This is a genomic window from Curtobacterium sp. MMLR14_002 (assembly GCF_001864975.1).
Taxonomy (GTDB): Bacteria; Actinomycetota; Actinomycetes; order Actinomycetales; family Microbacteriaceae; genus Curtobacterium; species Curtobacterium flaccumfaciens.
Genome location: NZ_MJGT01000047.1, coordinates 1 through 23,757, shown reverse-complemented (window position 1 = coordinate 23,757; position 23,757 = coordinate 1). Strand labels below are relative to the sequence as shown.

Sequence of the window (23,757 nt, the reverse complement as noted above, 5' to 3'; positions counted from 1 at the left end):
CTGCGGCGAGCGCCGCCGGCGCATCGTTGCACCCGGTGACGCCGTGCCGCGGCTCGCACGGTGCGAGGGGGCCCACGGCCCGTGCGAGGTTCCGTACTCGGTGCGGGGGCACGTGCGCCGCACGGAGGACGGAACCTCGCACCAGACCGAGCGCCCCGCCCCGCCTCACCCCAGCCGCGCCGCCACGAACTCCACCATCCGCCGCACGAGCAGCGCCTGCGACGCCGCCCGCCGGTACTCGTGCCCCTCGCCCTCGAGCTCCAGGTACTCCACGTCGTGCGACCGCTCCCGCAGCGCCGCGACCACCTGGTGCGCCTCACCGATCGGCACGTTCGTGTCGAGCTCCCCGTGCACGACGAGCAGCGGCGCCGTGACGTCGTCGATCGCGCGCATCGGCGACAGTGCTGCGAGCAGGGCCTCGTCCTCGACGGGGTGGCCGTACTTCGTCGCGGCAGCAGCCGCGATCCACGGTTCGGTGTCCCGGTAGAAGGTCGCGAAGTCGCTCATCCCGCACACCGCGACCCCGGCCGCGAACACCTCGGGCGTGAACGCCAACGACGCGAGGGTCGCGTACCCGCCGTAGGAGCGCCCCTCGACGGCGAGGCGGGAGCGATCGGCGTACCCGTTGGTCACCAGGAACCGCGCGCAGTCGACGACGTCGGCGAGCGCGTTCCACCGCAGCGCCAGGTCGTCGGCGTGTACGAACTCGTGGCCGTACCCGCTGGAGCCACGGATGTTCGGCGCGAACACGGTCACCCCGGCGGCGGCGAGCGCCTGGTGCTGCGGCGAGAACGTGGGTCGCTCCTGCGACTCCGGTCCGCCGTGCAGGTGGACGAGCGCTGCGCGGCCGGGAGGCACGGCACCAGCACCAGGGTCGGCTCCCGCCACCGACGCGGTCGGCTCCACGGCCCGGTACAGCCACCCGGTCAGCTCCAGCCCGTCACGGGCGGCGAACCGTTCGAGCGTCGGCTCGACCAGCTGCACGTCGGGCAGCACCGGCACGTCGGTGACCCGGCTCCAGGTCAGCGCGTTCGTGTCGAGCCGCCACAGTTCGCGCGGCCGGGTCGGTCCCTCGACGGCGAGCAGCACGCTCCGGCCGTCACGGCTGAGCACGGGGTCGGTGACGACGTACCCGGGCAGGTCCGGCACGGGGGTGCGCGAGGCGTCGTGCGTGTTGATGAGGTCGAGTTCGCTGCGACCGTCGACGTTCCAGACGAGCAGCAGCGTGCGGCCGGCGTCGTCGGCGTCCAGGTACTCGAGCTCGGCGTCGTCGCGCTCGACGATCCGCCGGGGTGTGCCGCGCCAGCCGTGCGGGCCGACCGGCTGCGCGACGAGGCCGCGGCGGGGCAGTCCGGCCTCGGTGGCGACGTAGGCGACGAGCGGACTGGTCTCGCTCGCGGGCGAGGGTCGCAGGAACGCGATCTCGGCGGACCCGTCGGGGTCGTCGGCGAACAGGGCGTGGCTCTCGTCGGTCAGCCGGTCGACGACCACGACGAACTCCTGGCCGCGCTGGCCGTCGCTCAGCACGACGAGCCGTTCCTCCACCGACAGGTCCAGGATGTGGATGAGCTCCCCCACGGCCAGGTCGTCGCGATCACCGGTGACCGGGTCGACCAGGTACGCACGGGCCGGCTGCTCGGGCTCGGTCGAGGGCAGGGTGATGACGACCCGGTGTCCGCTGCGGCTCCACGGTCCGAGTTCGGCGTGCTGGTACCGCGAGCCGGCGATCTGCGCGGCGTCGGAGCCGTCCGGCCGCACCACCCAGACCTGTTGCTTCACGCCGCCGTCGGTCGCGATGGCGACGGCGAGCCACTCCCCGTCGGACGACCACGACACCCGGATCACGGGGTCGTCGGAGAGCGCGATCCGCACCGGTTCCGGCAGCTCGCCGTCGACGACGACGTCCTGCACGAAGACCTCGGGGGTGCCGTGCCGGTCGCTCACGAACGCCACCCGCCGGGCGTTCCGGGTCATGGTCGGTCCCCACGACCCCCAGGCGGCGGTGAGCCGCGCACCCAGGTCGGCCGCGGCCCTGGTGGTGACCGACGGCTCGACGGTGGCCGACGACGCGACGCCCTGCGTGCCTCCAGTCCGGACGGAACCCACGGTCACCGCACCCCCTGCTGCTGCAGCCACATCTCGATCAGGCCGAGCTGCCAGAGCGCGTTCGCGCCGATCGCGGTCCTGGTGCTGTTCGGGTCCTGCAGCATCCGCTCGACGGTGGCGGGGTCGAAGAGCCCGCGCTCCCGCGCCTCGGGTGCGTGCAGCGCGTCGCGGACGCGCTCCAGGTACGGGCCCTCGAGCTGCCGGATGGCGGGGACCGGGAACGAGCCCTTGCTGCGGTCGATCACGGCGTCGGGCACGATCCCGCGCGAGGCGCGCTTCATCACGCCCTTGCCGCCGTCGGTGAGCTTCATCGACGGCGGGATCGCGGCGGCGAGCTCGACGAACTCGTGGTCCAGGAACGGCACGCGGGCCTCGAGCCCCCACGCCATCGTCATGTTGTCGACGCGCTTCACCGGGTCGTCGACGAGCATGATCGTGGTGTCGCTGCGGAGCGCGGCATCCACGCTCGTCTCCGCGCCCGGCCGTGCGAACTGGCGGTCCACGAAGGCCGACGGGGTGTCGTCGTCGCTCTTCCACCGCTCCCCGAGCAGGCCCTGCAGCGCCGGCCAGCGGCGGTCCATGAACACGGAGCGGTACGCCTCGGCGGCCTGGTCGCGGGGCACGTCGGCGAGGGGCGGGTACCAGTCGTACCCGGCGAGCACCTCGTCGGCGCCCTGGCCGGACTGCACCACCTTGACGTGCTGCGAGACCTCCTGCGACAGCAGGTAGAAGGCGACGCAGTCGTGGCTGACCATCGGCTCGCTCATCGCGGCGACCGCACCGTCGATGCCGTCGAGCAGGCGCGACGAGGGGATGTGGATGCGGTGGTGGTCGGTGCCGAAGTGCTTCGCCACCTGGTCGGAGTACTCGAACTCGTCGCCGGACTCACCGCCCGCCGCCTCGAACCCGATGCTGAACGTGGCGAGGTCCTGCTGCCCGGCCTCGGCGAGCAGCCCGACCACGAGCGAGGAGTCGATCCCGCCGGAGAGCAGCACCCCGACGGGGACGTCGGCGACCATCCGGCGCTCGACGGCGGTGCGGAGCGAGCCGATGAACGCCTGCTCCCAGTCCCGCTCGGACCAGTCGGACTTGGCTGGGTCGCGCTCGAAGCGCGGCTCCCAGTAGACGGTGTCGTGTGTGGCGCCGTCGGGGTCGATCACGCGGACGGTCGCGGGCGGGAGCTTGCCGACGCCGGACAGGATCGTGCGGGGTGCGGGGACGATCGAGTGGAAGCTCATGTACGAGGCGAAGGCGACGGGGTCGATGGACGTGTCGACTTCCTTGGTGCCGGTGCCGCTCGCGCCGCCGTCCCCCGCCAGGATCGCGGGCAGGGAGCTCGCGAACCGGAGCCCGCCGGGTACGGGTGCGACGTAGAGCGGCTTGATGCCGAGCCGGTCCCGCGCCAGCACCAGCCGGCCGCTGCCGTGCTCCCAGATGGCGATGGCGAACATCCCGATCAGGTGGTCGACGAACGCGGTGCCCCACTCGGCGTACGCCAGGGCGATGACCTCGGTGTCCGACGTCGACGCGAACCGGTGCCCCTTGCCGTGCAGCTCGTCGCGGAGCTGCCGGTAGTTGTAGACCATCCCGTTGTAGGCGATCGTCAGCCCGGCCTCGGCCAGCACCATCGGCTGCGCGCCCGCGGTGGACAGGTCGACGATGGACAGCCGTCGGTGCCCGAGCGCGACCGGGCCGCGAGCCCACAGGCCGTCGCCGTCCGGGCCGCGGTGCGTCATGCAGCCGGTCATCCGGGCGACCGCCCCGACGTCCGGCGCTCGGCCGTCGAACCGGATCTCACCCGCGAGTCCACACATCAGCGCTCTCCCTCGGTGTCCGCCGGGGCGTTCCCGACGATCCACGTGTCCTTCGCGCCGCCGCCCTGCGACGAGTTGACGACCATGCTGCCCTCGGGCGCGACACGCGTCAGGGCGACGTCGGCCAGGTGCACGTCGTCCGGTCCGGTCCCCGTCGCGTAGACGAAGGCCCGCAGGTCCACGTGCCGCGGGTCGAGTCCGGCCGGTCCGATCGTCGGGTGCGAGGACAGCTGCACCACCTCCTGCCCCACCCACCCGGCGGGGTCGGCCGCGATCTCGCGCCGTCGCTCGGCCACCTCGGGGGCGCTCGCGCTCGGTCCGATCAGGACCCCGCGTCCGCCCTCACCGTCGACCGGCTTCGTGACGAGTTCCCCGACGCGGTCCAGGACCGACAGCCGTTCGACCTCGATGCTCGTGCGGTACGTCGGCACCGATGCCAGCAGGGGCTTCTCGTCCAGGTAGTACCAGATCAGGTCCGGCACGGTGACGTACATCGCCTTGTCGTCGACCAGCGCGTTGCCCGGCGCGTTCGCCAGGTAGACGCGGCCTGCCTCCGCCGCGTCGAGGATCCGCGCACCGAGGTCGGGAGCGTGCTCCGCCGTCAGCGCACTGACGTCGCGGTCGATCCGCAGGTACAGCCCGTCGAGCACGTCACCCGTCGTCGCGTCGACCACGCGTCCGTCACGGACGTCCAGGTCCGACCCGGACAGGAGGCGCAACCCGGCCCCGTCGGCCAGCCTGCGGTGCTCGAACCACGCGCCGGCGGCGGGGCCGTCGCTGACCAGCGCGATCACGGGATCGGTCGCGCCCGTCACCGCGGTGGTGTTCGCGCAGAGGGTCCGGTGCAGCCGGTCGATCACGCCGTGCGGGTCGCGCAGGTGCGCCGGGCGTGGGGCGTCCGGCACGACGTCGTCCATCAGCTCGCGCAGGGCGATGCCGTACGCGACGCCCGAGGGCGAGCGGACGTTGTCCTCGAGCACCCGCCAGCCGCCGAACTCGTTGCGCACCAGGTCGAACCCGAGCACCGGCGCACGGACGGCGGTCGCCGGCAGCCGGGTGGCATCCGGGTCCCAGCCCTTCGCGCCGACGAAGTGCTCCGCGTCCAGCACGCCGTCGGCCACGATCCGCCGGTCGCCGTACGCGTCACGCAGGAACAGCTCGATCGCGCGGGCACGCTGCCCCAGGCCACGCTCGAGCTGCGACCACTCGTACGCGCTGATCGTCCGGGGCACCAGGTCGCAGCCGAACGCCTGCGCACCGCCGTCCACCACGAAGCCGACGTGGTGCTCGCGGGTCCAGACGTCGCGGGCGGTGCAGCGCTCGATCGCGGTCTCGGCGTCCCAGCCGTCGAAGAACGCCGCCAGGTCACGGAACGCCGGACGAGGGCGCGCCCCCGGGCCGACGGCCTCGTCGCCGGCGCGGACGCGGTACCCGGGGATCGGGACCACCGGGTCCTCGTCGCGTCCGGACGGGAGCCCCGCGGTGTCCTCCACCACCAGGGCGACGACATCGTCCATCTCCCCGCGCTCGGCGTACGCGGTGCGCTGCCGGTCGGTGGAGTTGCCACGGGCCAGGGTCGCGTCGAGCAGCTCCGTCACCGTGCCCCAGTCGCCGAGCTCCTCGAGCTCCGGACGCAGCCGGGACACGAGCTGGCGCACCGCGACCTCGGCGGGCAGCCGTTCGGGGTGCTGTCCGAGGCCGACGAGTTCCCCGCTCAACCCGGAGCGGGCGGCCTGCCACATCGCTGCACGGTGCAGGGGTTCGCTGCGCGGGTGCCACTCGGCGCCCGACACGACCGACTTCTCCGCCTTGCGTACGGCAGCGCGGAAGAGTCCGGCGATGAGCACGGCGTCGTCCACCACCGGGGTCGCGTCGCAGACCCGCAGCTCGAGCGTCGGAGCGTGCGACGACGGCCGCACGTCGAAGTAGGCCATCTTCTTGTCGGCGATCACGCCCGAGGCGATCAGGTCGTCGAGCACCCGGTCGTACTCGGCAGCGTCCTCCACCGGCCCGAAGCTGCCGGCCGACGGCCACCGCTGCCAGATGATGCTCCGGAACGAGGCGTACCCGGTGTCCTGCCCGTTCCAGAACGGACTCGACGCGCTCAGGGCGAGCAGCACCGGGAGCACCGGCGCCACCCGCTGGGCGATCAGCACCGCCAGGTCGCGGTCGCTCACCCCGACGTGCACCTGCAGGCCGCAGATGAGCTGTTCGTCGACGAGCATCCGGTACTGCTCCTGCATCCGGCCGTACCGACCGCCGGAGCTCAGCTCGAAGTCGGCGTACTCCGACCTCGGCGCGGTGCCGACGGCCGCGATGGTGACGCCGGCCGGGGCGATCGCGGCGCTGAGCTCACTGCGCAGGTCGACGATCACCCGCCGCAGGTCGTCGAGGGTCCGCACCACCGGGGTGTTCGTCTCGATCGTCGTGCGCTGCAGCTCGGCGCCGAAACGGTCGGTGGGCAGTTTGGGCAGAAGGCGCGGGGCCTTCGCGGAAAGTCGGCCGGACTCGAGGTCGATGAGGTGCAGCTCTTCCTCGGCGCCGAGCGTCAGCTCTGCACTCATGGCTGGAACCTACGCGCGGCGGCTGTGGTGCGCACCGCGGCACACCGCCCGACTCGTGCCCGTAACACTCCCGTCCACCGGTCGTCACGAGCACTGAACTCCCGCCCGCACCGTGCGAGGCGCGCCGATCGCGCACCGGCTCGCGAAAGCCGCACCGTGCTGTGGACGCACCACCCGCAGTCTGGAGGCACGGCGCCAGCCCGCCACGCGCCTCCCGTCCGCACCGTGCGTACCTATTCACCCCGTGCGAGCTTCCAAGCACCGTGCCCGGTTACAAGCGCGCACCCGACGCCATGCCGGTGCCCGCCCGCGACCCCACTCCGGCCGGTGCCGTTCGTCATCGCGATCGGCCTGCTGATCATGCTCGTCGCGACCGTCAACCCCGTGCTGCAGGCCCGACGCCGGTCACTCGGCCCGCAGCTCGCCGACACTGCGTCCTGATCACCCGGCCTCGTCATCCCGTGCGAGGTTCCGTGCTCGGTGCGACGCGCGCGGGCTCGCACCGAGGACGGAACCTCGCACCAGAGCGCCGGCGCGCGGAGCCCTACCCCCGCGTGCGCGCCAACCGCCGGTTGAGCGCCCCGTTCAGCAGCGCGACGAGCAGCCCCACCGCGAACACGAGCGTCCCGAAGCACAGCACCTGCGGCGGCATCCCGGCCTTCGCGGCTCCGTACACGAACAGCGGGAAGGTGACCGCGGGCCCGGCGACGAACGAGGTGATCACGTAGTCGTCGATCGACATGGCGAGCGCCAGCAACCCGGCGGCGAGCATGCCCGGCGCCAGCAGCGGCAGGGTGACGAGCCGGAAGGCCTGGAACGGTGTCGCCCCGAGGTCACCCGCGGCCTCCTCGAGCGCCCGCGAGGTCCCCGCGATCCGGGCCCGCAGCACGACCACCACGTAGGCGACGTCGAACGCCACGTGCGTGATGAGCACGGTCAGGAACCCGGTGCCGAGCCCCACCGACAGGAAGAACGAGAGCGACGCGGAACCGACGACGATCGACGGCGCAGCGATGTCGGCGAACACGACGGTGTTCACGACACCGCGACCCGGGAACCGGTACCGCTCCAGCGCCAGCGCGAGGGGCAGCCCGATCGCGACGGAGATGATCGCGGCGAGGAACGCGACGAGCACCGAGGTGACGAACGCCGCCCCGAGCCCGGACACGTTCACCAGGTTCGCGTACCAGTAGGTCGTGAAACCGTTCCAGGCGAACGACAGCCGGTTGGTGGGGGCGTCGTTGAACGAGTACACGATCATGTAGACGATCGGCACCAGGGTGATCGCGATCGTCACCCAGTACACGATGGCGAGCCAGGGCCCACGACGGTTCACGCCGTGACGACGCGGACGGCCGGCGACGGAACCGGTCACGGGCGAGGCCGGAGCGGCGGCGGATCGGGACGGTGCGACGGCGGTCATACGAGGTCCTCGAGGTCGTCGGTGCCGGAGACGCGGGCGTAGATGAACAGGATGATGCCGAGCACGACCATGAGCACGGTCGACAGGGCTGCGGCGACGTTGTACTGCTGGTTGCCGGAGTAGGCGTCCTGGATCGCCTGACCGATCGTGTACGTGTTCGTGCCGCCGAGCAGGGCCGAGTTCACCGGGTCGCCGACGCTGTCGATGAAGACGAGCAACACCCCGGCGAAGATGCCCGAGCGGGACAGCGGCAGCGTGGTGTGCCAGAACGCCCGGAACTTGCCGGCGTACAGGTCGTTCGCGGCCTCGCCGAGTCGTGGGTCGATGCGCTCGAGGGCGGCGTAGATCGGCAGCACCATGAAGGCCAGGTCGTTGTAGGCGTCACCGAAGATCACCGCGCCCCCGGTGCCGAGGATGTGGAAGTCCTTGCCGGCCAGCCCGAGCGCCTGCAGCGTCGTGACGACCGGCCCCTGCGACGCGAGCACGAACGCCCACATGTCGGTCCGGATGATGAACGACACCAGGAAGCTGATGAACACCAGCATGAGCAGCGGGTTCTTCCACCGCGGCGACACCCGGAACGCGATGAAGTACGCCACCGGGTACCCGACGACGATGCAGGCGATCGTGGCGGCGGCGCCGTACCAGAGCGACCGGAGCAGGAACGTCAGGTAGGGCACCTGCGGGTCGACGAACAGCGAGCCGTAGATCCCGAAGTTCCAGGTGAACGTGTAGCCGTCGTCCGGGTTGCCGGTCATGAGCGAGACGATCAGCCCGGACACCAGCGGGATGACGAAGAACACGCAGAGGTACGCGGTGCCGACGAGCGCCAGGAAGAACGGTGTGCTCCGACGGCGTCCCCGCCGCACCGGCGCGGAACCGGAAGGACCGGCGGAACCACCGGGACCACCGGGACCGAGCCCCGGTGCCACTCCGACCGCGCTCACGACTGCACCACCGCGTTGAAGATGCCGTTCCACTCCGAGTACTCGTCGTAGTTCTCGAACACCCGGAACTCGTGCGACTGCTCCAGCACGTCGGCAGAGGGGAACACGAGCGGGCTGTCCGCCACGGTGGCGTCGTCGAGTTCGTCCCGCACGTAGTCCTCGGCAGCGGGCACCGGGCAGACGTAGTTGACCCAGTCCTCGACGATCCCGGCGATCTTCGGCGTGTAGTAGAAGTTCATCCACTCGAGCGCCGACACCGGGTTCTCGGCCTGCCGTGGGATGAGCATGTTGTCGTGCCAGGTCATCTGCCCCTCTTCCGGCGTGACGAACTCCAGGTCGGGGAACCCGGACTGCTGCGCCTGGAACACGTCGCCCGACCACGCCTGGGTGATCCAGGTGTCGCCGTTCTCCAACCGGTTGATGTAGCTCTGGTCGTAGAAGCCGGTGACGCTCGGCCGCAGTTCGCGCAGCCAGGCCTGGGCCTTCCGCCAGTCGGCGGGCGCCGAGGTCTCCGGGTCGATGCCGAGCGCGAGCAGTCCGAGCGACCCGAGTTCGGTGTTGTCGCTCATCAGCCCGATGCGGCCCTTGAACGCCGGGTCCTGCAGGTCCTTGAGCGAGGTGATCTTCCGCCCGGTGTACTTCGGGTTATAGGCGAGCCCGGTGAACCCGGTCTGCCACACGACGGAGTGCTTGTTGCCCGGGTCGTAGATGGGGTCCTTCACGGAATCCGAGGCGTTCGCGGCGAAGTTCGGCAACCGCGAGTGGTCGAGCTCGCACACGAACCCGTTCTTGATCATCTGGGTCAGCTCGAACCCGTTCGTCATGACGACGAGGTCGTAGCCGGTCGCACCGTGCGCCCGCAGGATCGGTGAGACGGTCGCGTAGAAGGTCGCGTTGTCCTGGATCACCGCCTGGTAGTCGACCGCGATGCCGGTCTCTTTCTTGAACAGCGCCAGGGACTCGGACTTGCCGTGGTCGGAGTCGATGTACAGCGGCCAGTTCGCGAAGTTCAGGGTGCCGGTCGCCTTCGCGTCCTTCCAGAACGCCGCCCAGTCGACGGTGTCCTCGGCGCCGGCGGCGGCGGAGCCCTTGATGCTGCACCCGGTGAGCAGGGCGGCCAGCGCGGCGGCCCCGCCGCCGGCCAGCAGGCCGCGTCGGCTGACGCGGGCCGACGTCAGCCCGCGCAGCAGGTCCGGACCGGGCACCGCGCCGGTCACGCGAGAGATCCTGCCGTGGCGGGGACGGCCTGGAGGCCCGGGTCGTCCTGGGTGGTGACGGTCGCGTCGGACGCGGGGTGCGCCTCCAGACCGAAACCGTGGTCGACGCCCCACGTGAGCCAGACCTCGGTACCGGTCGCGATCCGCGGCCCGCCCTTCGAGTTCTGCGCGAACACCGAGACGCGACCGGCGCCCGGCACGTCGACCAGGTACTGGGTGCTGACGCCGGAGAACGAGACGTCCACGACGCGACCGGGGCCGAGGATGTTCCGTCCGGCCTCGGGGGTCGGTTCGGCGGTGCGGATCTTGAGCTTCTCGGGCCGGACGCCGACGACGACGCGACCGGTGGTGGCGACGGCTCGGTCGGCCGGCACCGCGATGGAGCCGGCCGCGGTGGCGACGACGAGCAGGCCTGCGTCGGTGCCGCGGACCTCGCCCTCGAGCAGGTTCGACTGGCCGAGGAAGTTCGCGACGAACGCGGTGCGCGGCAGCTCGTACAGGTCCTGCGGGCTGCCCATCTGCTCGATCCGGCCGCCGTTCATGACGGCGACCGTGTCGGCCATCGTCATCGCCTCTTCCTGGTCGTGGGTGACGTGCAGGAACGTGAGCCCGACCTCGGCCTGGATCGTCTTCAACTCGAGCTGCATCTGGTGGCGGAGCTTCAGGTCGAGGGCGCCGAGGGGCTCGTCGAGCAGCAGCAGGGCCGGCCGGTTCACGATCGCGCGGGCCAGGGCGACGCGCTGCTGCATGCCACCGGAGAGCTGGGCGGGGCGCTTCGACGCCGACCCCTCGAGCTCGACGAGCCGGAGCGCTTCCTTCGCCTTCGTCATCGGGTCCGGGATCCGGCGCCGCTTCAGCCCGAACGCGACGTTGTCGAGCACGCTCATGTGCGGGAACAGCGCGTAGTTCTGGAACACCGTGTTGACGGGCCGCTGGTACGGCTTCGTCTCCGTGACGTCCTGGCCGCCGATGGTGATGGTGCCGCTCGTGGGTTCCTCGAGCCCGGCGACGAGCCGCAGGGTCGTCGTCTTGCCGCAGCCCGACGGGCCGAGCAACGCGAAGAACGAGCCGGCGGGCACCGTCAGGTCGAGGCTGTCCACCGCGGTGTGGCCGGGGAAGGACTTCGTGATCTGGTCGAGCCGGAGATCGGCTCCCGATTCGGCGAACGTTCCGGTCATTGCCATGGTGCCTCCAGGGGGTGGTCGGCCTCAGCCGATGTAGGACATGACGTGCTTGATGCGTGTGTAGTCGTCGAAGCCGTACTGGGACAGGTCCTTGCCGTAGCCGCTGTGCTTGAACCCGCCGTGCGGCATCTCGGCGACGATCGGGATGTGCGTGTTGATCCACACGCAGCCGAAGTCCAGGTCGCGGGCGAAGCGCATCGCCCGCGCGTGGTCGGTCGTCCACACCGAACTCGCCAGGCCGTACTCGACGCCGTTCGCCCACGTCAGGGCCTGCTGTTCCGTCGAGAACCGCTGCACGGTCTGCACCGGGCCGAAGATCTCCTGCTGCACGGCACGGTCGTCCTGACGCAGGCCGGCGACGATCGTGGCCTCGTGGAAGTACCCGCGGTCGCCCTGTCGAGCGCCGCCGAGTTCGATCGTCGCGTGGTCGGGCAGCGTGTCCAGGAACGACTGCACGTGCGCGAGCTGGTTCGCGTTGTTGACGGGGCCGAAGGAACCGTCCGTCCCGGTTCTCGCGTTGACGCGTGCCTCTGCTGCGAGCGCCGCCACGAACTCGTCGTGGATGCCGTCCTGCACGAGCAGCCGGGTGGCGGCGGTGCAGTCCTGTCCGGCGTTGAAGAACCCGGCGGCGACGATGCCGGCCACCGCCGAGGGGATGTCCGCGTCGTCGAACACGATCACGGGTGCCTTGCCGCCGAGCTCCAGGTGGGTGCGCTTGAGGTCACCGGCGGCGGCACGGGCGACTTCCATGCCGGCGCGGACGGACCCGGTGATGGACACGAGCTGCGGAGTGGGGTGGTCGATCATCGCGGCGCCGGTGGTGCGGTCCCCCACCACGACGTTCAGGACCCCCGGCGGCAGGAACTCGGCGGCGACCTCGGCGAGCAGCAGGGTCGACAGGGGCGTCGTGTCGCTCGGCTTGAGCACGGTGGTGTTCCCCGCGGCGAGCGCCGGCGCGAACTTCCACACCGCCATGTTGAGCGGGTAGTTCCACGGGGTGACCTGGGCGACGACCCCGATGGGCTCACGCCGGACGAACGAGGTGTGGTCGGTCATGTACTCGCCGGCGCTCCGGCCCTCGAGGTTCCGGGCGGCCCCGGCGAAGAAGCGGATCTGGTCGACGGACAGCAGGATCTCGTCCTCGACCAGGGTGGCGCGGGGCTTCCCGGTGTCGAGCGACTCGAGGTCGGCGAACTCCGACGCCCGCTGCTCCATCGCGTCGGCGATCCGGAACAGGGCGAGCTGCCGTTCGCCGGGGGTGGTGCGGCGCCAGGTCTCGAACGCGGTCGCGGCCGCACCGAAGGCGGCGTCGACGTCGGCGGGGGTGGACACCGGGGACGTGCCGTAGACGTGCTCGTCTGTCGGGTCGACCAGGTCGAACGTGGTGTCGGCGGTCGACTCGACGGAGGCGCCCCCGACGAAGTTCCGCAGGACCCGGGTGTCGGTGTCCGCCGTCGCCGTGCTCTGTGCGTCCAGCATGGCGGTGATACTGACACGGATTCCGGCGGTGCGGAAGAAGGATCCGGAGGTTGTGGAGAACTGTAACAACGGAAATCGTCGCGAAACACGGAGTTCACAACGGAATCCCTTGCGCACCCCGAACCGCGCTGCCATGCTGTCCGGCATGGCGGCAGCACCACGACGTCCGGGACCGATCGACGACACCTCGAAGCGGATCATCGAACAACTCCAGGCGGACGGGCGCCGCCCGTACGGCGAGATCGGCAAGGCCGTCGGTCTCAGTGAAGCGGCGGTCCGGCAGCGTGTGCAGAAGCTGACCGAGACCGGCGTCATGCAGATCGTCGCGGTCACCGACCCGATGCAACTGGGCTTCCACCGCCAGGCGATGATCGGCATCCGGGTCAGCGGCGACACCCGAACCGTCGCCGATGCCCTGGAGCAGCTGCCGGCGGTCGACTACCTCGTGATGACCGCCGGCAGCTTCGACCTGATGGTCGAGGTCGTGTGCGAGGACGACGACGACCTGATCGAACTGCTCAACGGCACCATCCGGGCCATCCCGGGCGTCGCCGGCACCGAGACCTTCGTCTACCTGCAACTCCGCAAACAGCTCTACGACTGGGGAACGCGATGACCATCTCCGAACAGGCCACAGGCCGGACCACGACGGGCCCGGCCGCCCGCCTCCACTCCTACGACCCGTTCGCACCGGTCGACGACGCCGACCTGCAGCGGAAGTCCCGGGACCACCTGTGGATGCACTTCGCCCGGCACGGCGCGAACCAGGCCGGTGCCGACGTGCCGATCATGGTGCGCGGCGAGGGCCACCACGTCTACGACAGCCACGGCAAGGAGTACATCGACGGGCTGTCCGGCCTGTTCGTCGTCGCCGCCGGGCACGGGCGGAAGCGCCTGGCCGAGATGGCCGCGAAGCAGGCGGAGACGCTGAGCTTCTTCCCGATCTGGTCGTACGCGCACCCCGCCGCGATCGAGCTCGCCGACCGGCTGGCCGAGCACGCCCCCGGTGACCTCAACAAGGTCTTCTACTCCACGGGCGGCGGCGAGGCGGTGGAGACCGCCTTCAAGCTCGCGAAGTACTACTGGAAGCTCCAGGGCAAGCCGATGAAGCACAAGGTGATCTCCCGTGCGGTCGCCTACCACGGCACCCCGCAGGGCGCCCTGGCGATCACCGGTATCCCGGCGATGAAGGAGATGTTCGAGCCCCTGACCCCCGGCGGCTTCCGGGTGCCGAACACGAACTCGTACCGCGCCGAGGAGATGGGCTTCCCCGGGGGCACCGAGGAGCAGTTCGGCTTCTGGGCGGCGGAACGGATCCGCGAGATGATCGAGTTCGAGGGCCCCGACACCGTCGCCGCGGTGTTCCTCGAGCCGGTGCAGAACTCCGGCGGCTGCTTCACCCCGCCGCCCGGGTACTTCCAGCGGGTGCGCGAGATCTGCGACGAGTACGACGTGCTGCTCGTCTCGGACGAGGTCATCTGCGCCTTCGGCCGGATCGGCACGATGTTCGCCTGCGACACCTACGGCTTCGTGCCGGACATGATCACGTGCGCCAAGGCGATGACCTCCGGGTACTCCCCGATCGGCGCGACGATCATCAGCGACCGGCTGTTCGAGCCGTTCTCCAAGGGGGACACGACCTTCTACCACGGCTACACGTTCGGCGGGCACCCGGTGTCGGCCGCCGTCGCGATGGAGAACCTCGACATCTTCGAGGAAGAGGGGCTGCTCGCCAACGTGCAGCAGAACGCCCCGCTCTTTCGCGCCGAGCTCGACACCCTGCTCGACCTGCCGATCGTCGGGGACGTCCGCGGAGACGGCTACTTCTACGGCATCGAGCTCGTCAAGGACAAGGCCACCAAGACGACCTTCGACGACGACGAGTCCGAGCGGCTGCTGCGCGGGTTCCTGTCGAAGGCGCTGTTCGACGCGGGGCTGTACTGCCGGGCCGACGACCGCGGTGACCCCGTCGTGCAGCTCGCACCGCCGCTGACCATCGGGCAGCCGGAGTTCCGCGAGATGACGTCGATCCTGCGCAGTGTCCTGTCCGAGGCCTGGACGAAGATCTGACCGTGAGCGGCTATCGGGGCGTCTCGTTCTGGCTCGACCAGCTCGCGTCCACCGGACGCGACGACCTGACACCCCGGCCGCCGCTCGACGGCGACACGACGGCCGACGTCGCAATCGTGGGCGGTGGACTGACGGGTCTCTGGACGGCGTGGTACCTGCACCAGGCCGACCCGGGCCTCCAGATCGTCGTCCTGGAACGCGAGATCACCGGCTTCGGCGCGTCCGGTCGGAACGGCGGCTGGTGCTCGGCGCTGTTCCCGCGGTCAGCTTCGGCGATCGCCGAGGAGCACGGGCGCGACGCCGCGCTCGCGTTGCGGGCCGCCATGCGCGACACCGTCGACGAGGTCGGCCGCGCAGCGTCCGAAGCCGAGGTCGACTGCGACTACGTGAAGGGCGGGACCGTCCTGTACGCACGCTCCGCCGTGCAGGAGCGCGCCGCCCACGACGAGGTCGCGTCCTCCGCGACTTGGGGCGACGACATGACGTGGCGGGCCGCTCGACCGGGTGACGCCGCCGGATCGGCGGGGGTCGCGTGGACCCCGGACTGCGCGCGCGTGCAGCCCGCCGCGTTGGTGCGTGGCCTCGCGGCCGCCCTGGAGGCCCGTGGCGTCCGGATCGCGGAGCACACGCCCGTCTCGTCCTGGGACCGCGGGCGTGTGGTCACGTCGCGTGGCACCGTGACGGCGGGCGCCGTCGTGATCGCGGTCGAGGGCTACGGTGCCCAGCTGGAGCAGACGAAGCGGCGGATCCTGCCGCTGTACTCGCTCATGATCGCGACGGCCCCGCTGCCGGCGTCCGCGTGGGAGCGCATCGGGCTCGAGCACGGGCAGACGTTCTCCGACTACCGGCACCTGCTCGTGTACGGGCAGCGCACGGCCGACGACCGGTTGGCGTTCGGCGGCCGCGGAGCCCGCTACCACTGGGGGTCCTCGATCACGCCCGGGTACGACCGGGTGCCGCGGGTGTTCGAGCACCTGCGGAGTGCCCTGGTGGACCTGTTCCCCGTCGTCGCGGACGCCCCGGTCACCCACACGTGGGGCGGACCGCTCGGGGTCCCGCGGGACTGGTGCGCCTCGGTGACCTGGGACGGGCACGTCGGCAGCGCCGGCGGGTACGTCGGGGACGGTCTGTCGACGACGAACCTGGCCGGACGGACCCTCGCCGACCTCGTGCGCGGGGAGTCGACGGCACTGACCGCGCTGCCGTGGGTGAACCACCGGTCGCCCGACTGGGAGCCCGAGCCGCTGCGGTTCCTCGGCGCGAACGCGGGACTCGTCGCGACCGACCTGGCCGACCGCGAAGAAGCGCTGACCGGGCGGCCGAGTCTGGCCGCTCGGCTGATGGCACCGCTGACCGGAGGGCACTGATGGCTGCTGGTCTCGACGCCGACGTCGTGGTCGTCGGGGCGGGGGTCGCCGGGCTCGCCGCCGCCCGGGCGCTCGCACTGGGCGGGCAGCGGGTCGTCGTGCTCGAGGCCCGCGACCGGATCGGCGGGCGCACCTGGACCGATTCGTCACTCGGGGTGCCGGTCGACCTCGGCGCCTCGTGGATCCACGGGGTCGACGGCAACCCGCTCTGGGCCCTGGCACCCCGGTTCGGCATCGAGACCGTCGAGTTCACGGTCGGCAGCTTCCAGTTCGACGGCCGGCCGATCGCGTGGCACGACCCGTCCGGCGCCGCACTCTCCGCCGAGGACACGTCGGCGTTCGTCGCGGACCTGCACACCGTCGACGCGGCCCTCGACGCCGTCGTCGCGCAAGCGCCCCCGCCCTCGACCTACGCGGCCGCCGTCGACACCGTGCTCCGCTCGCTGCGGTGGCAGGGCGACCGAGCGGCACGCGTCCGCGAGTACGCGGCCCACCGCTCCGAGGACCTCTGCGGTGCCCCCGTGACCGTCCTCGACGCGCACGGACTCGACGAGGAGCACGTCCCCGGTGACGAGGTGGTGTTCCCCGGCGGCTACGCCCAGTACGCCCACGCGCTGGCCGAGGGTCTCGACGTCCGGCTGTCGTCGGTCGTGCGGTCGGTGACCCAAGCCGGCGACTCGGTGACCGTGGGGCTCGCCGACGGAACCACCGTCGCCGCCCCGCAGGTGGTCGTCACCGTGCCGCTCGGGGTGCTGCAGGCCGGCGACGTGGTCTTCGACCCGCCCCTGTCCACGCCGGTGACCGGAGCGCTCGACCGGCTCGGGATGGGCACCTACGACAAGGTGTTCCTGCGGTTCCCCACACGGTTCTGGGGCGACTCGTGGGTGGTCCGGCAGCAGGGGTCCGCCGGCGTCGACTGGCACTCCTGGTACGACATGTCCCGGGTGACCGGTGCGCCGGTGCTCGCCGCCCTGGTCGGTGGCGCCGGAGCCCGTCGGCTCGAGACCCTGCCGGACGCCATGGTCGTCGACGAGGGGGTGGCGGCGCTGCGGAAGATGTTCGGCCCGTCCGTCCCCCAGCCCGAGGCGTTCCGGATCACCCGGTGGGCCGAGGACCCGTTCTCGCGGGGCTCGTACTCGTACCTCCACGTCGGGGCGTCACCCGACGACCACGACCTGCTCGGCACCCCGTCCGGCCGGGTGCAGCTCGCCGGCGAGGCCACCTGGAGCGACGACCCGGCGACGGTGCACGGTGCGCTGCTGTCCGGGCTGCGGGCAGCCGGGCGGTTGCTCGGCACCCAGGTCGAGCCGCTCTCGCTCGCCGACCCGCTGTCCACGCCCTGAGCGCCACACCCCCGCGGGTGTCGGCCCGTGCGACACTCGCTCCGTGACCCCGACGAGGACCCGACCGCGACACGAACACCGGGCACCGGTCGCCGTCGCGGTCCTGGTGAACCTGGCGCTGAGCCTGTTCCTGCCCGACGAGGTGCTGTTCTTCCCGTCGTGGGTGGTGCCCGTCCTGGGCGTCCTGCTGCTCACGCCGCTCATCGTCTTCAACCCGCGGCGTCTGACGCGCGAGACCACCTGGTCACGGTGGCTGTCGTTCGCACTGGCGGCCCTGCTCACCGTCGCCAGTCAGCTCACCGTCATCCGGACCATCACCGAGCTGCTCGGCGGCCACGCGGACGGTGCGGCCGTGCTGCTCACCGCGCTGCAGGTCTGGGTGAGCACGATCATCGTGTTCGGGCTCGTCTACTGGGAGCTCGACCGCGGGGGTCCGGTGGCACGGCGGCGCCCCGAACTGTGGTCGACGGCCGAGGCGGACTTCCAGTTCCCGCAGGAGACCGACCCGAAGACCGCGGACTGGCGGCCGGTCTACCTCGACTACCTCTACGTGGCGATGACGAACATGATGGCGTTCAGCCCGACGGACACGATGCCGATGACCGTCCGGGCGAAGATGATCATGGCCTACCAGGCGCTCAGCGGGTTCATCCTGCTGGCGCTGGTCATCTCGCGCGCGGTCAACATCATCAGCTGACCCACCCGACGGGCACCCCGCGCGAGATGCGCGGGGTGCCCTGGGGCTCAGCCCTTGCGCCACAGCTCGACCAGGAACCGGGCCACGGTCACGAGCAAGCTCGCGATCCCCAGCCACGGCACCGGACGGCCGCGACGCGGTTCGGTGTCGTTCGACATCGGACCACCTTCGTGTCAGCGCCGGCGGACACGAGAAGTGCAGGCCGAGGGATGCAACTCGCTCGACGAGCGCGTTACACTGGCTCCGAGTTTCAGGCTCGGGACCCAGTTCGTCCCTCGTTCTCCACTCGGAGGACAAATCGAAGCCCACCACTGTTGCTGCAGTGGTGGGCTTCTTCTCTGCCCGGGCCCACGTCCCGGCGACGACACGAACCCGGAACCAGCATACTGATATTCGACGACCGATCCGGGGTCTTGCTTCAATTGACCGCGTGATCAACAATGGCGGCATGGACGTCGTCACCACACCCTCGCTCCCGTCGCCGCTGCACGCCGACACCGGCGCACCCCGCAGATCACTCCGCGTCGCCCTCGTGCAGATGCGGTGGCTCCCCGACCCGGACGAGCACCTGGCCGAGCTCGCCGACGGCATCGCGACCGCCGCAGCGCACGGAGCCACCGCGGTGTTCCTGCCCGAACTCACGCTGCGCCGCTACCCGGGCGACACCCCGGCGAGCGGGACCCCGAAGGACCTCGCCGAGTCGCTGCAGGACGGCCCGACAATCACCTTCGCCCGTGCCCAGGCGATCGAGCACGGGGTGCTCGTGCACGCCTCGCTGTACGAGCGACCGGACGACGACGACCAGCCCGACGACCCCCGCGGTTACAACACCGCCGTCCTCGTCGCCCCCGACGGCACCCTGGTCGGCCGGACCCGGAAGACCCACATCCCGATCAGCGCCGGCTACCACGAGGACACGTACTTCCGCCCGGGGACCGACGACGATGCCTTCCCGGTGTACGAGCCGGCCGGACTCGGCGCGCGCCTCGGGCTGCCGACCTGCTGGGACGAGTGGTTCCCCGAGGTGGCCCGGTCCTACGGCCTCGCCGGGTCCGAGGTGCTCGTGTACCCGACGGCCATCGGCTCCGAACCGACCTTCCCCGACTTCGACACCGCGCCGATCTGGCAGCGGGTGATCGTGGCGAACGGCATCACCGCCGGACAGTTCATGGTCGTGCCGAACCGGTGGGGCGACGAGGGCGACATCACCTTCTACGGCTCGTCCTTCATCTCGGACCCGTTCGGCCGCGTGCTCGTCGAGGCTCCCCGTGACGCGAGCGTGGTGCTCGTCGCCGACCTCGACCTCGACGCCCGGACGGAGTGGCTCCGGCTGTTCCCCTTCTACCTGACCCGGCGACCCGACCTGTACGCCGGGCTCGTCGACCCCGTCGACGAGGAACGCCACGCGTACGGCGCACGCGACGCGATCGACGCAGCCCTGGCCGTGGAACCGGCCACCACCGGACGCGGGGCGCGCGCATGACGTGGGTGATGCCTCCCGAGACGGCTCCGCAGGAACGCACGTGGATGGCGTTCCCGCGCCCCGGCCTAACGCTCGGCGACGACGCGGCGAGTGCCGAGGCCGCGCGGAAGGCGTGGGCGACCACGGCCAACACGATCAGTGAGCACCAGCCGGTCACCGTCGTCGTGGACCCGGTCGCACGGGCGGATGCCGGGCGCCTGCTGTCGTCCGGCGTGGACGTGCTCGAGGCGCCGCTCGACGACTTCTGGATGCGCGACATCGGCCCGACGTTCGTCGTCGACGACGTGACCGGTGCGCTCGGCGCCGTCGACTGGGTCTTCAACGGCTGGGGCGCGAACTCCTGGTCGACCTGGACGCGTGACGCCGAGGTCGCCGCCACGGTCGCCGGTGCTGCGGGAGCCACGCGGATCCCGTCGTTGCTCGTCAACGAGGGCGGGGCGATCCACGTCGACGGCGCCGGCACCGTCCTGGTGACGGAGACGGTGCAGCTCGACCCGCGCCGGAACCCGTACGCCGACCGGGAACGCGTCGAGCTGGAGCTGGCGCGCACGATCGGCGCCACGCGGGTGGTCTGGCTGCCCCGCGGCCTGACGCGCGACTACGACGGCTTCGGCACCCGGGGCCACGTCGACATGGTGGCGACCTTCGCCGATCCGGGCACGGTCCTGCTGCACGCCCAGACGGATGCGGGCCACCCGGACCACCTGGTCATGCCCCAGATCCGGCGAGCGCTCGAGCAGGCGACCGACGCGACGATCATCGAGTTGCCGGCCCCGTCGACGCTGTCGGACGACGGTGGACCGGTGGACTGGAACTACGTGAACCACGTCGTGGTGAACGGTGCCGTGATCGCCTGCTCGTTCGGCGACCCGGTCGCTGACGACCGCGCCAGGGGCATCCTCGCCGAGGCGTACCCGGGCCGACGGGTCCGCTCGATCGACGCGCGACAGGTGTTCGCGCGCGGTGGCGGGCTGCACTGCATCACGCAGCAGCAACCGGTTGCCTGAACCACTGCCGCGGTGTACAGCGGGTGCCGATCACCTGTACACCGCGGCCGGTCCGCCCACTGCCGACCCGTCGGTATGGTGCTCCGAACTGATCCGGGCGACGCTGCCCGGCCCCGAAGAGCAGGGAAGTCACATGGCATCACCGATCGCGGTCACCGCGCCGGCAGCACCGGTGCGCGGCGGGTCGCTGAAGCGGAGCCTCGGGCTCTGGGCGATCGTCGGACTCGGCCTCGGCTACATGACCCCGACGGTCGTGTTCGACACCTTCGGCATCGTCTCCGGGCAGACCGACGGCGCGGTGCCGAGCGCGTACCTGATCGCCCTGGTCATCATGGCGCTCACCGCGATCAGCTACGGGAAGATGGTGCGCGTCTACCCCGCCGCCGGTTCGGCGTACACGTACGTCCGGGAGTCGATGCACCCGAACCTCGGCTTCATGGTCGGCTGGGCGTCACTGCTCGACTACCTGCTGCTGCCGATGGTGAACGCCCTGATCATCCGGCTCTACCTGGAGCAGGTGTTCCCGGGGCTGCCCCCGTGGGTGACCGTCGTCGTGTACACGGTGTTCGTGACGACGGTGATCTGCCTGTCGATGCGCGGCACGTCGAACCTCAACATGGTGCTGCTCATCGGTGCGGTCCTGGCGATGATCGCGTTCGTGGTCTTCACCGTCATCGAGCTCACCCACGGTGCCGGTGCGGGCACGATCGTCAGCGCAGAACCCTTCGTGCACGACGGCGTGACGATGTCCGCCCTGCTCACCGGGGCGACGGTGGTGTGCTTCTCGTTCATCGGCTTCGACGCCGTGACGATGTACACGGAAGAGGCGAAGTCGATCCGCATCATGCCGAAGGCGATCATGCTGACCGTCCTGCTCGGCGGCGCGATCTTCCTGGTCTCCGCCTACTTCGCCCAGCTCCGCTTCCCCACCAACGCACCGTTCGGCGAGTTCACCGACGACCCGCTCCCCCAGATCGGCCTGCTCGTCGGCGGCCCGGTGTTCCAGGCGGTCCTGGTGTCGGCCGGGTTCGTCGCCGCACTCGCCTCGGGTCTCGCATCGCACGCCAGCGTCGCCCGCATGCTCATGGTGATGGGCCGGAACAACGTGCTGCCGAAGCGGGTCTTCGGCTACGTGCACCCCCGCACGCACACCCCGGTGTTCAACGTCGTCTTCGTCGGCGCCGTCACCCTGCTGGCGATGAGCTTCTCGCTCGACACGATCGCGGCCTACATCAACTTCGGCGCACTCATCGCGTTCACCTTCGTCAACGCCACCGTGATCGTGCACTTCGCGATCCGGAACGGACGCCGTCACACGGCGGGCGACCGCTGGCGCTACATCGTGCTCCCGGGGGTCGCGATGCTCCTGACCGGGGTGCTCTGGTCACAGCTCCATGCCGACGCCCTGATCGCAGGAGGAGTGTGGGCGGCGATCGGGTTCGTCTACCTGCTCGTCATCACCAAGGGCTTCCGGGTCGCACCGAAGGGCTTCGACGAGAACCAGCCCGTCACCGGTGTGAACAAGCAGCTGACCGACCAGGCCTGACCGGCCACCACGAGAGGACGCCATGTACGCCGTCACCGACCCCACCACGGGCACGACCCTCGAGACCTACCCGACCATCACGGACGCCGAGCTGCGCGACGCCGTCGCAGCCGCCGACCGCACGCACACCGAGTGGTCACGGACGACGACGGTCGCCGACCGCGCAGCCCTGCTCCACCGGGTCGCGGACCTGTACCGGGAGCGGCACGCAGAACTCGCCGCCACGATCGTGCGCGAGATGGCGAAGCCGATCGACCAGGCCGAGGGCGAGGTCGACTTCTGCGCCGACATCTACGACTACTACGCCGACCACGCGTCGGAGTTCCTGGCGGACCAGCCGATCACCCTGGCGGACGGGTCCGAGGGGTCCGCGTTCATCCGCAAGGCCTCGATCGGCGTCGTGCTCGGCATCATGCCGTGGAACTTCCCCGCGTACCAGATCGCCCGGTTCGCCGGCCCGAACCTGGCCATCGGCAACACCGTCCTGCTGAAGCACGCACCGCAGTGCCCGGAGTCCGCCCTGGCCATCGAGCGGATCTTCCACGACGCCGGCTTCCCGGCCGGGGCCTACACGAACGTGTTCGCGACGAACGACCAGGTCGCCGACGTCATCGCCGACCCGCGCGTGCAGGGCGTCTCGCTCACCGGTTCGGCGCGCGCCGGTGCCGCGGTCGCCGAGATCGCCGGCCGGAACCTGACGAAGGTGGTGCTCGAACTGGGCGGCTCGGACCCCTTCATCGTGCTGTCCACCGACGACCTGGACGCCGTCGTCGAGTCCGCCGTCACCACCCGGCTCGAGGGCAACGGTCAGGTCTGCAACGCCCCGAAGCGGTTCCTGGTGGTCGACGGCCTGTACGACGAGTTCCTGGCGAAGTTCACCGCGGCGATGTCGGCGGTCGAACCGACGGACCCGAGCGTGCCCGGTGCCGAACTCGGTCCGTTGTCGTCCCCGGCCGCAGCCGATCGGCTGCAGGAACAGCTCGCGTCCGCCGTCGAGCAGGGTGCGACCGTCGTCACGGGCGGCGACCGCCAGGGCAACGCCTTCCTGCCGACGATCCTGACCGACGTCACGCCGGACAACGACGCCTACCGCGAGGAGTTCTTCGGCCCCGTCGCCACCGTGTACCGCGTCGCCGACGAGGACGAGGCGATCGCCCTGGCCAACGACACCCCGTACGGCCTCGGTTCGTACCTGTTCACCACCGACGCCGACCAGGCACTCCGGGTCGCCGACCGGATCGAGGCCGGCATGGTCTACGTGAACATCGTCGGCGCGGACAGCCCGGAGCTGCCGTTCGGTGGCGTCAAGGGCAGCGGCTTCGGCCGCGAGCTCGGCCCCCTGGGGGCCGACGAGTTCGTGAACAAGAAGCTGATCCGCATCGGCTGACCGGCGCGGAGACGCCGGCGTCTCCGCCAGACACCGCCGAATACGACGGCGTCTCGCTGACGGGACGGCGTCCGATCAAGACGCCGGTGTGTTGCAGCCGGCCCACGACGGACGGGAGGCGCG

17 protein-coding genes are annotated in these 23,757 nt (G+C 71.0%); 9 read left to right on the top strand and 8 right to left on the bottom strand.

The genetic code is table 11. The annotated features are described in order from the left end of the window. Positions 1–165: 165 nt before the first annotated feature. The 8 genes from BIU91_RS04580 to BIU91_RS04545 form a co-directional block, all read right to left on the bottom strand. Positions 166–2,112 carry a prolyl oligopeptidase family serine peptidase gene (locus BIU91_RS04580; RefSeq protein WP_071404411.1) on the bottom strand — a complete coding sequence of 649 codons (1,947 nt, stop codon included), beginning with the start codon at positions 2,110–2,112 and terminating at the stop codon, positions 166–168. Continuing rightward, positions 2,109–3,920 (bottom strand): N-acetylglutaminylglutamine amidotransferase, encoded by a 1,812-nt coding sequence (locus BIU91_RS04575; protein WP_071404410.1) that lies wholly within the window; start codon positions 3,918–3,920, stop codon positions 2,109–2,111. The genes BIU91_RS04580 and BIU91_RS04575 overlap by 4 nt, the downstream gene beginning before the upstream one ends. Further along, positions 3,920–6,484 carry a carboxylate--amine ligase/circularly permuted type 2 ATP-grasp protein gene (locus tag BIU91_RS04570; RefSeq protein WP_071404409.1) on the bottom strand — a complete coding sequence of 855 codons (2,565 nt, stop codon included), beginning with the start codon at positions 6,482–6,484 and terminating at the stop codon, positions 3,920–3,922. Before BIU91_RS04570 ends, BIU91_RS04575 begins: the two co-directional genes overlap by 1 nt. Before the next feature lie 544 nt (positions 6,485–7,028). After that, positions 7,029–7,907: an ABC transporter permease gene (locus BIU91_RS04565; protein ID WP_027466954.1), complete on the bottom strand. Its 879-nt coding sequence runs from the start codon at positions 7,905–7,907 to the stop codon at positions 7,029–7,031. Beyond that, positions 7,904–8,854 (bottom strand): ABC transporter permease, encoded by a 951-nt coding sequence (locus tag BIU91_RS04560; protein ID WP_139196604.1) that lies wholly within the window; start codon positions 8,852–8,854, stop codon positions 7,904–7,906. Before BIU91_RS04560 ends, BIU91_RS04565 begins: the two co-directional genes overlap by 4 nt. Then, complete coding sequence (locus BIU91_RS04555; RefSeq protein WP_216099642.1) at positions 8,851–10,071, bottom strand: spermidine/putrescine ABC transporter substrate-binding protein; 1,221 nt, start codon at positions 10,069–10,071, stop codon at positions 8,851–8,853. The genes BIU91_RS04560 and BIU91_RS04555 overlap by 4 nt, the downstream gene beginning before the upstream one ends. Continuing rightward, positions 10,068–11,255, bottom strand: coding sequence for an ABC transporter ATP-binding protein (locus BIU91_RS04550; RefSeq protein WP_139196605.1), 1,188 nt, complete (start codon positions 11,253–11,255; stop codon positions 10,068–10,070). Before BIU91_RS04550 ends, BIU91_RS04555 begins: the two co-directional genes overlap by 4 nt. Before the next feature lie 24 nt (positions 11,256–11,279). Beyond that, the gene (locus BIU91_RS04545; RefSeq protein WP_071404406.1) at positions 11,280–12,734 is read right to left on the bottom strand and encodes a gamma-aminobutyraldehyde dehydrogenase; all 1,455 of its coding nucleotides are present in this window, start codon (positions 12,732–12,734) and stop codon (positions 11,280–11,282) included. A 145-nt stretch (positions 12,735–12,879) separates the two neighbouring features. On the opposite strand from BIU91_RS04545, the gene BIU91_RS04540 reads away from it, so the two are divergent. The 9 genes from BIU91_RS04540 to BIU91_RS04500 all read left to right on the top strand — a co-directional run bounded on the left by BIU91_RS04540 (position 12,880) and on the right by BIU91_RS04500 (position 23,634). Next, positions 12,880–13,350, top strand: a complete 471-nt coding sequence (locus BIU91_RS04540; protein WP_027466949.1) for an Lrp/AsnC family transcriptional regulator — start codon at positions 12,880–12,882, stop codon at positions 13,348–13,350. Between the two features lie 122 nt (positions 13,351–13,472). Further along, positions 13,473–14,804 carry an aspartate aminotransferase family protein gene (locus tag BIU91_RS04535; protein WP_231495734.1) on the top strand — a complete coding sequence of 444 codons (1,332 nt, stop codon included), beginning with the start codon at positions 13,473–13,475 and terminating at the stop codon, positions 14,802–14,804. Positions 14,805–14,806: 2 nt separating this feature from the next. Further along, positions 14,807–16,171: an FAD-dependent oxidoreductase gene (locus BIU91_RS04530; RefSeq protein WP_071404405.1), complete on the top strand. Its 1,365-nt coding sequence runs from the start codon at positions 14,807–14,809 to the stop codon at positions 16,169–16,171. Continuing rightward, positions 16,171–17,514, top strand: coding sequence for an NAD(P)/FAD-dependent oxidoreductase (locus BIU91_RS04525; RefSeq protein WP_071404404.1), 1,344 nt, complete (start codon positions 16,171–16,173; stop codon positions 17,512–17,514). Before BIU91_RS04530 ends, BIU91_RS04525 begins: the two co-directional genes overlap by 1 nt. A 43-nt stretch (positions 17,515–17,557) precedes the next feature. Then, complete coding sequence (locus BIU91_RS04520) at positions 17,558–18,211, top strand: DUF1345 domain-containing protein (RefSeq protein ID WP_071404403.1); 654 nt, start codon at positions 17,558–17,560, stop codon at positions 18,209–18,211. 448 nt (positions 18,212–18,659) lie between these two features. Beyond that, complete coding sequence (locus BIU91_RS04515) at positions 18,660–19,694, top strand: nitrilase-related carbon-nitrogen hydrolase (RefSeq protein WP_071404402.1); 1,035 nt, start codon at positions 18,660–18,662, stop codon at positions 19,692–19,694. Then, the gene (locus BIU91_RS04510) at positions 19,691–20,701 is read left to right on the top strand and encodes an agmatine/peptidylarginine deiminase (protein ID WP_071404401.1); all 1,011 of its coding nucleotides are present in this window, start codon (positions 19,691–19,693) and stop codon (positions 20,699–20,701) included. Before BIU91_RS04515 ends, BIU91_RS04510 begins: the two co-directional genes overlap by 4 nt. Before the next feature lie 133 nt (positions 20,702–20,834). Beyond that, entirely contained in the window at positions 20,835–22,247 is a 1,413-nt protein-coding gene (locus BIU91_RS04505; protein ID WP_051597034.1) for an APC family permease, read from the top strand. 22 nt (positions 22,248–22,269) lie between these two features. Then, complete coding sequence (locus tag BIU91_RS04500; protein WP_071404400.1) at positions 22,270–23,634, top strand: NAD-dependent succinate-semialdehyde dehydrogenase; 1,365 nt, start codon at positions 22,270–22,272, stop codon at positions 23,632–23,634. Positions 23,635–23,757 lie beyond the last annotated feature (123 nt).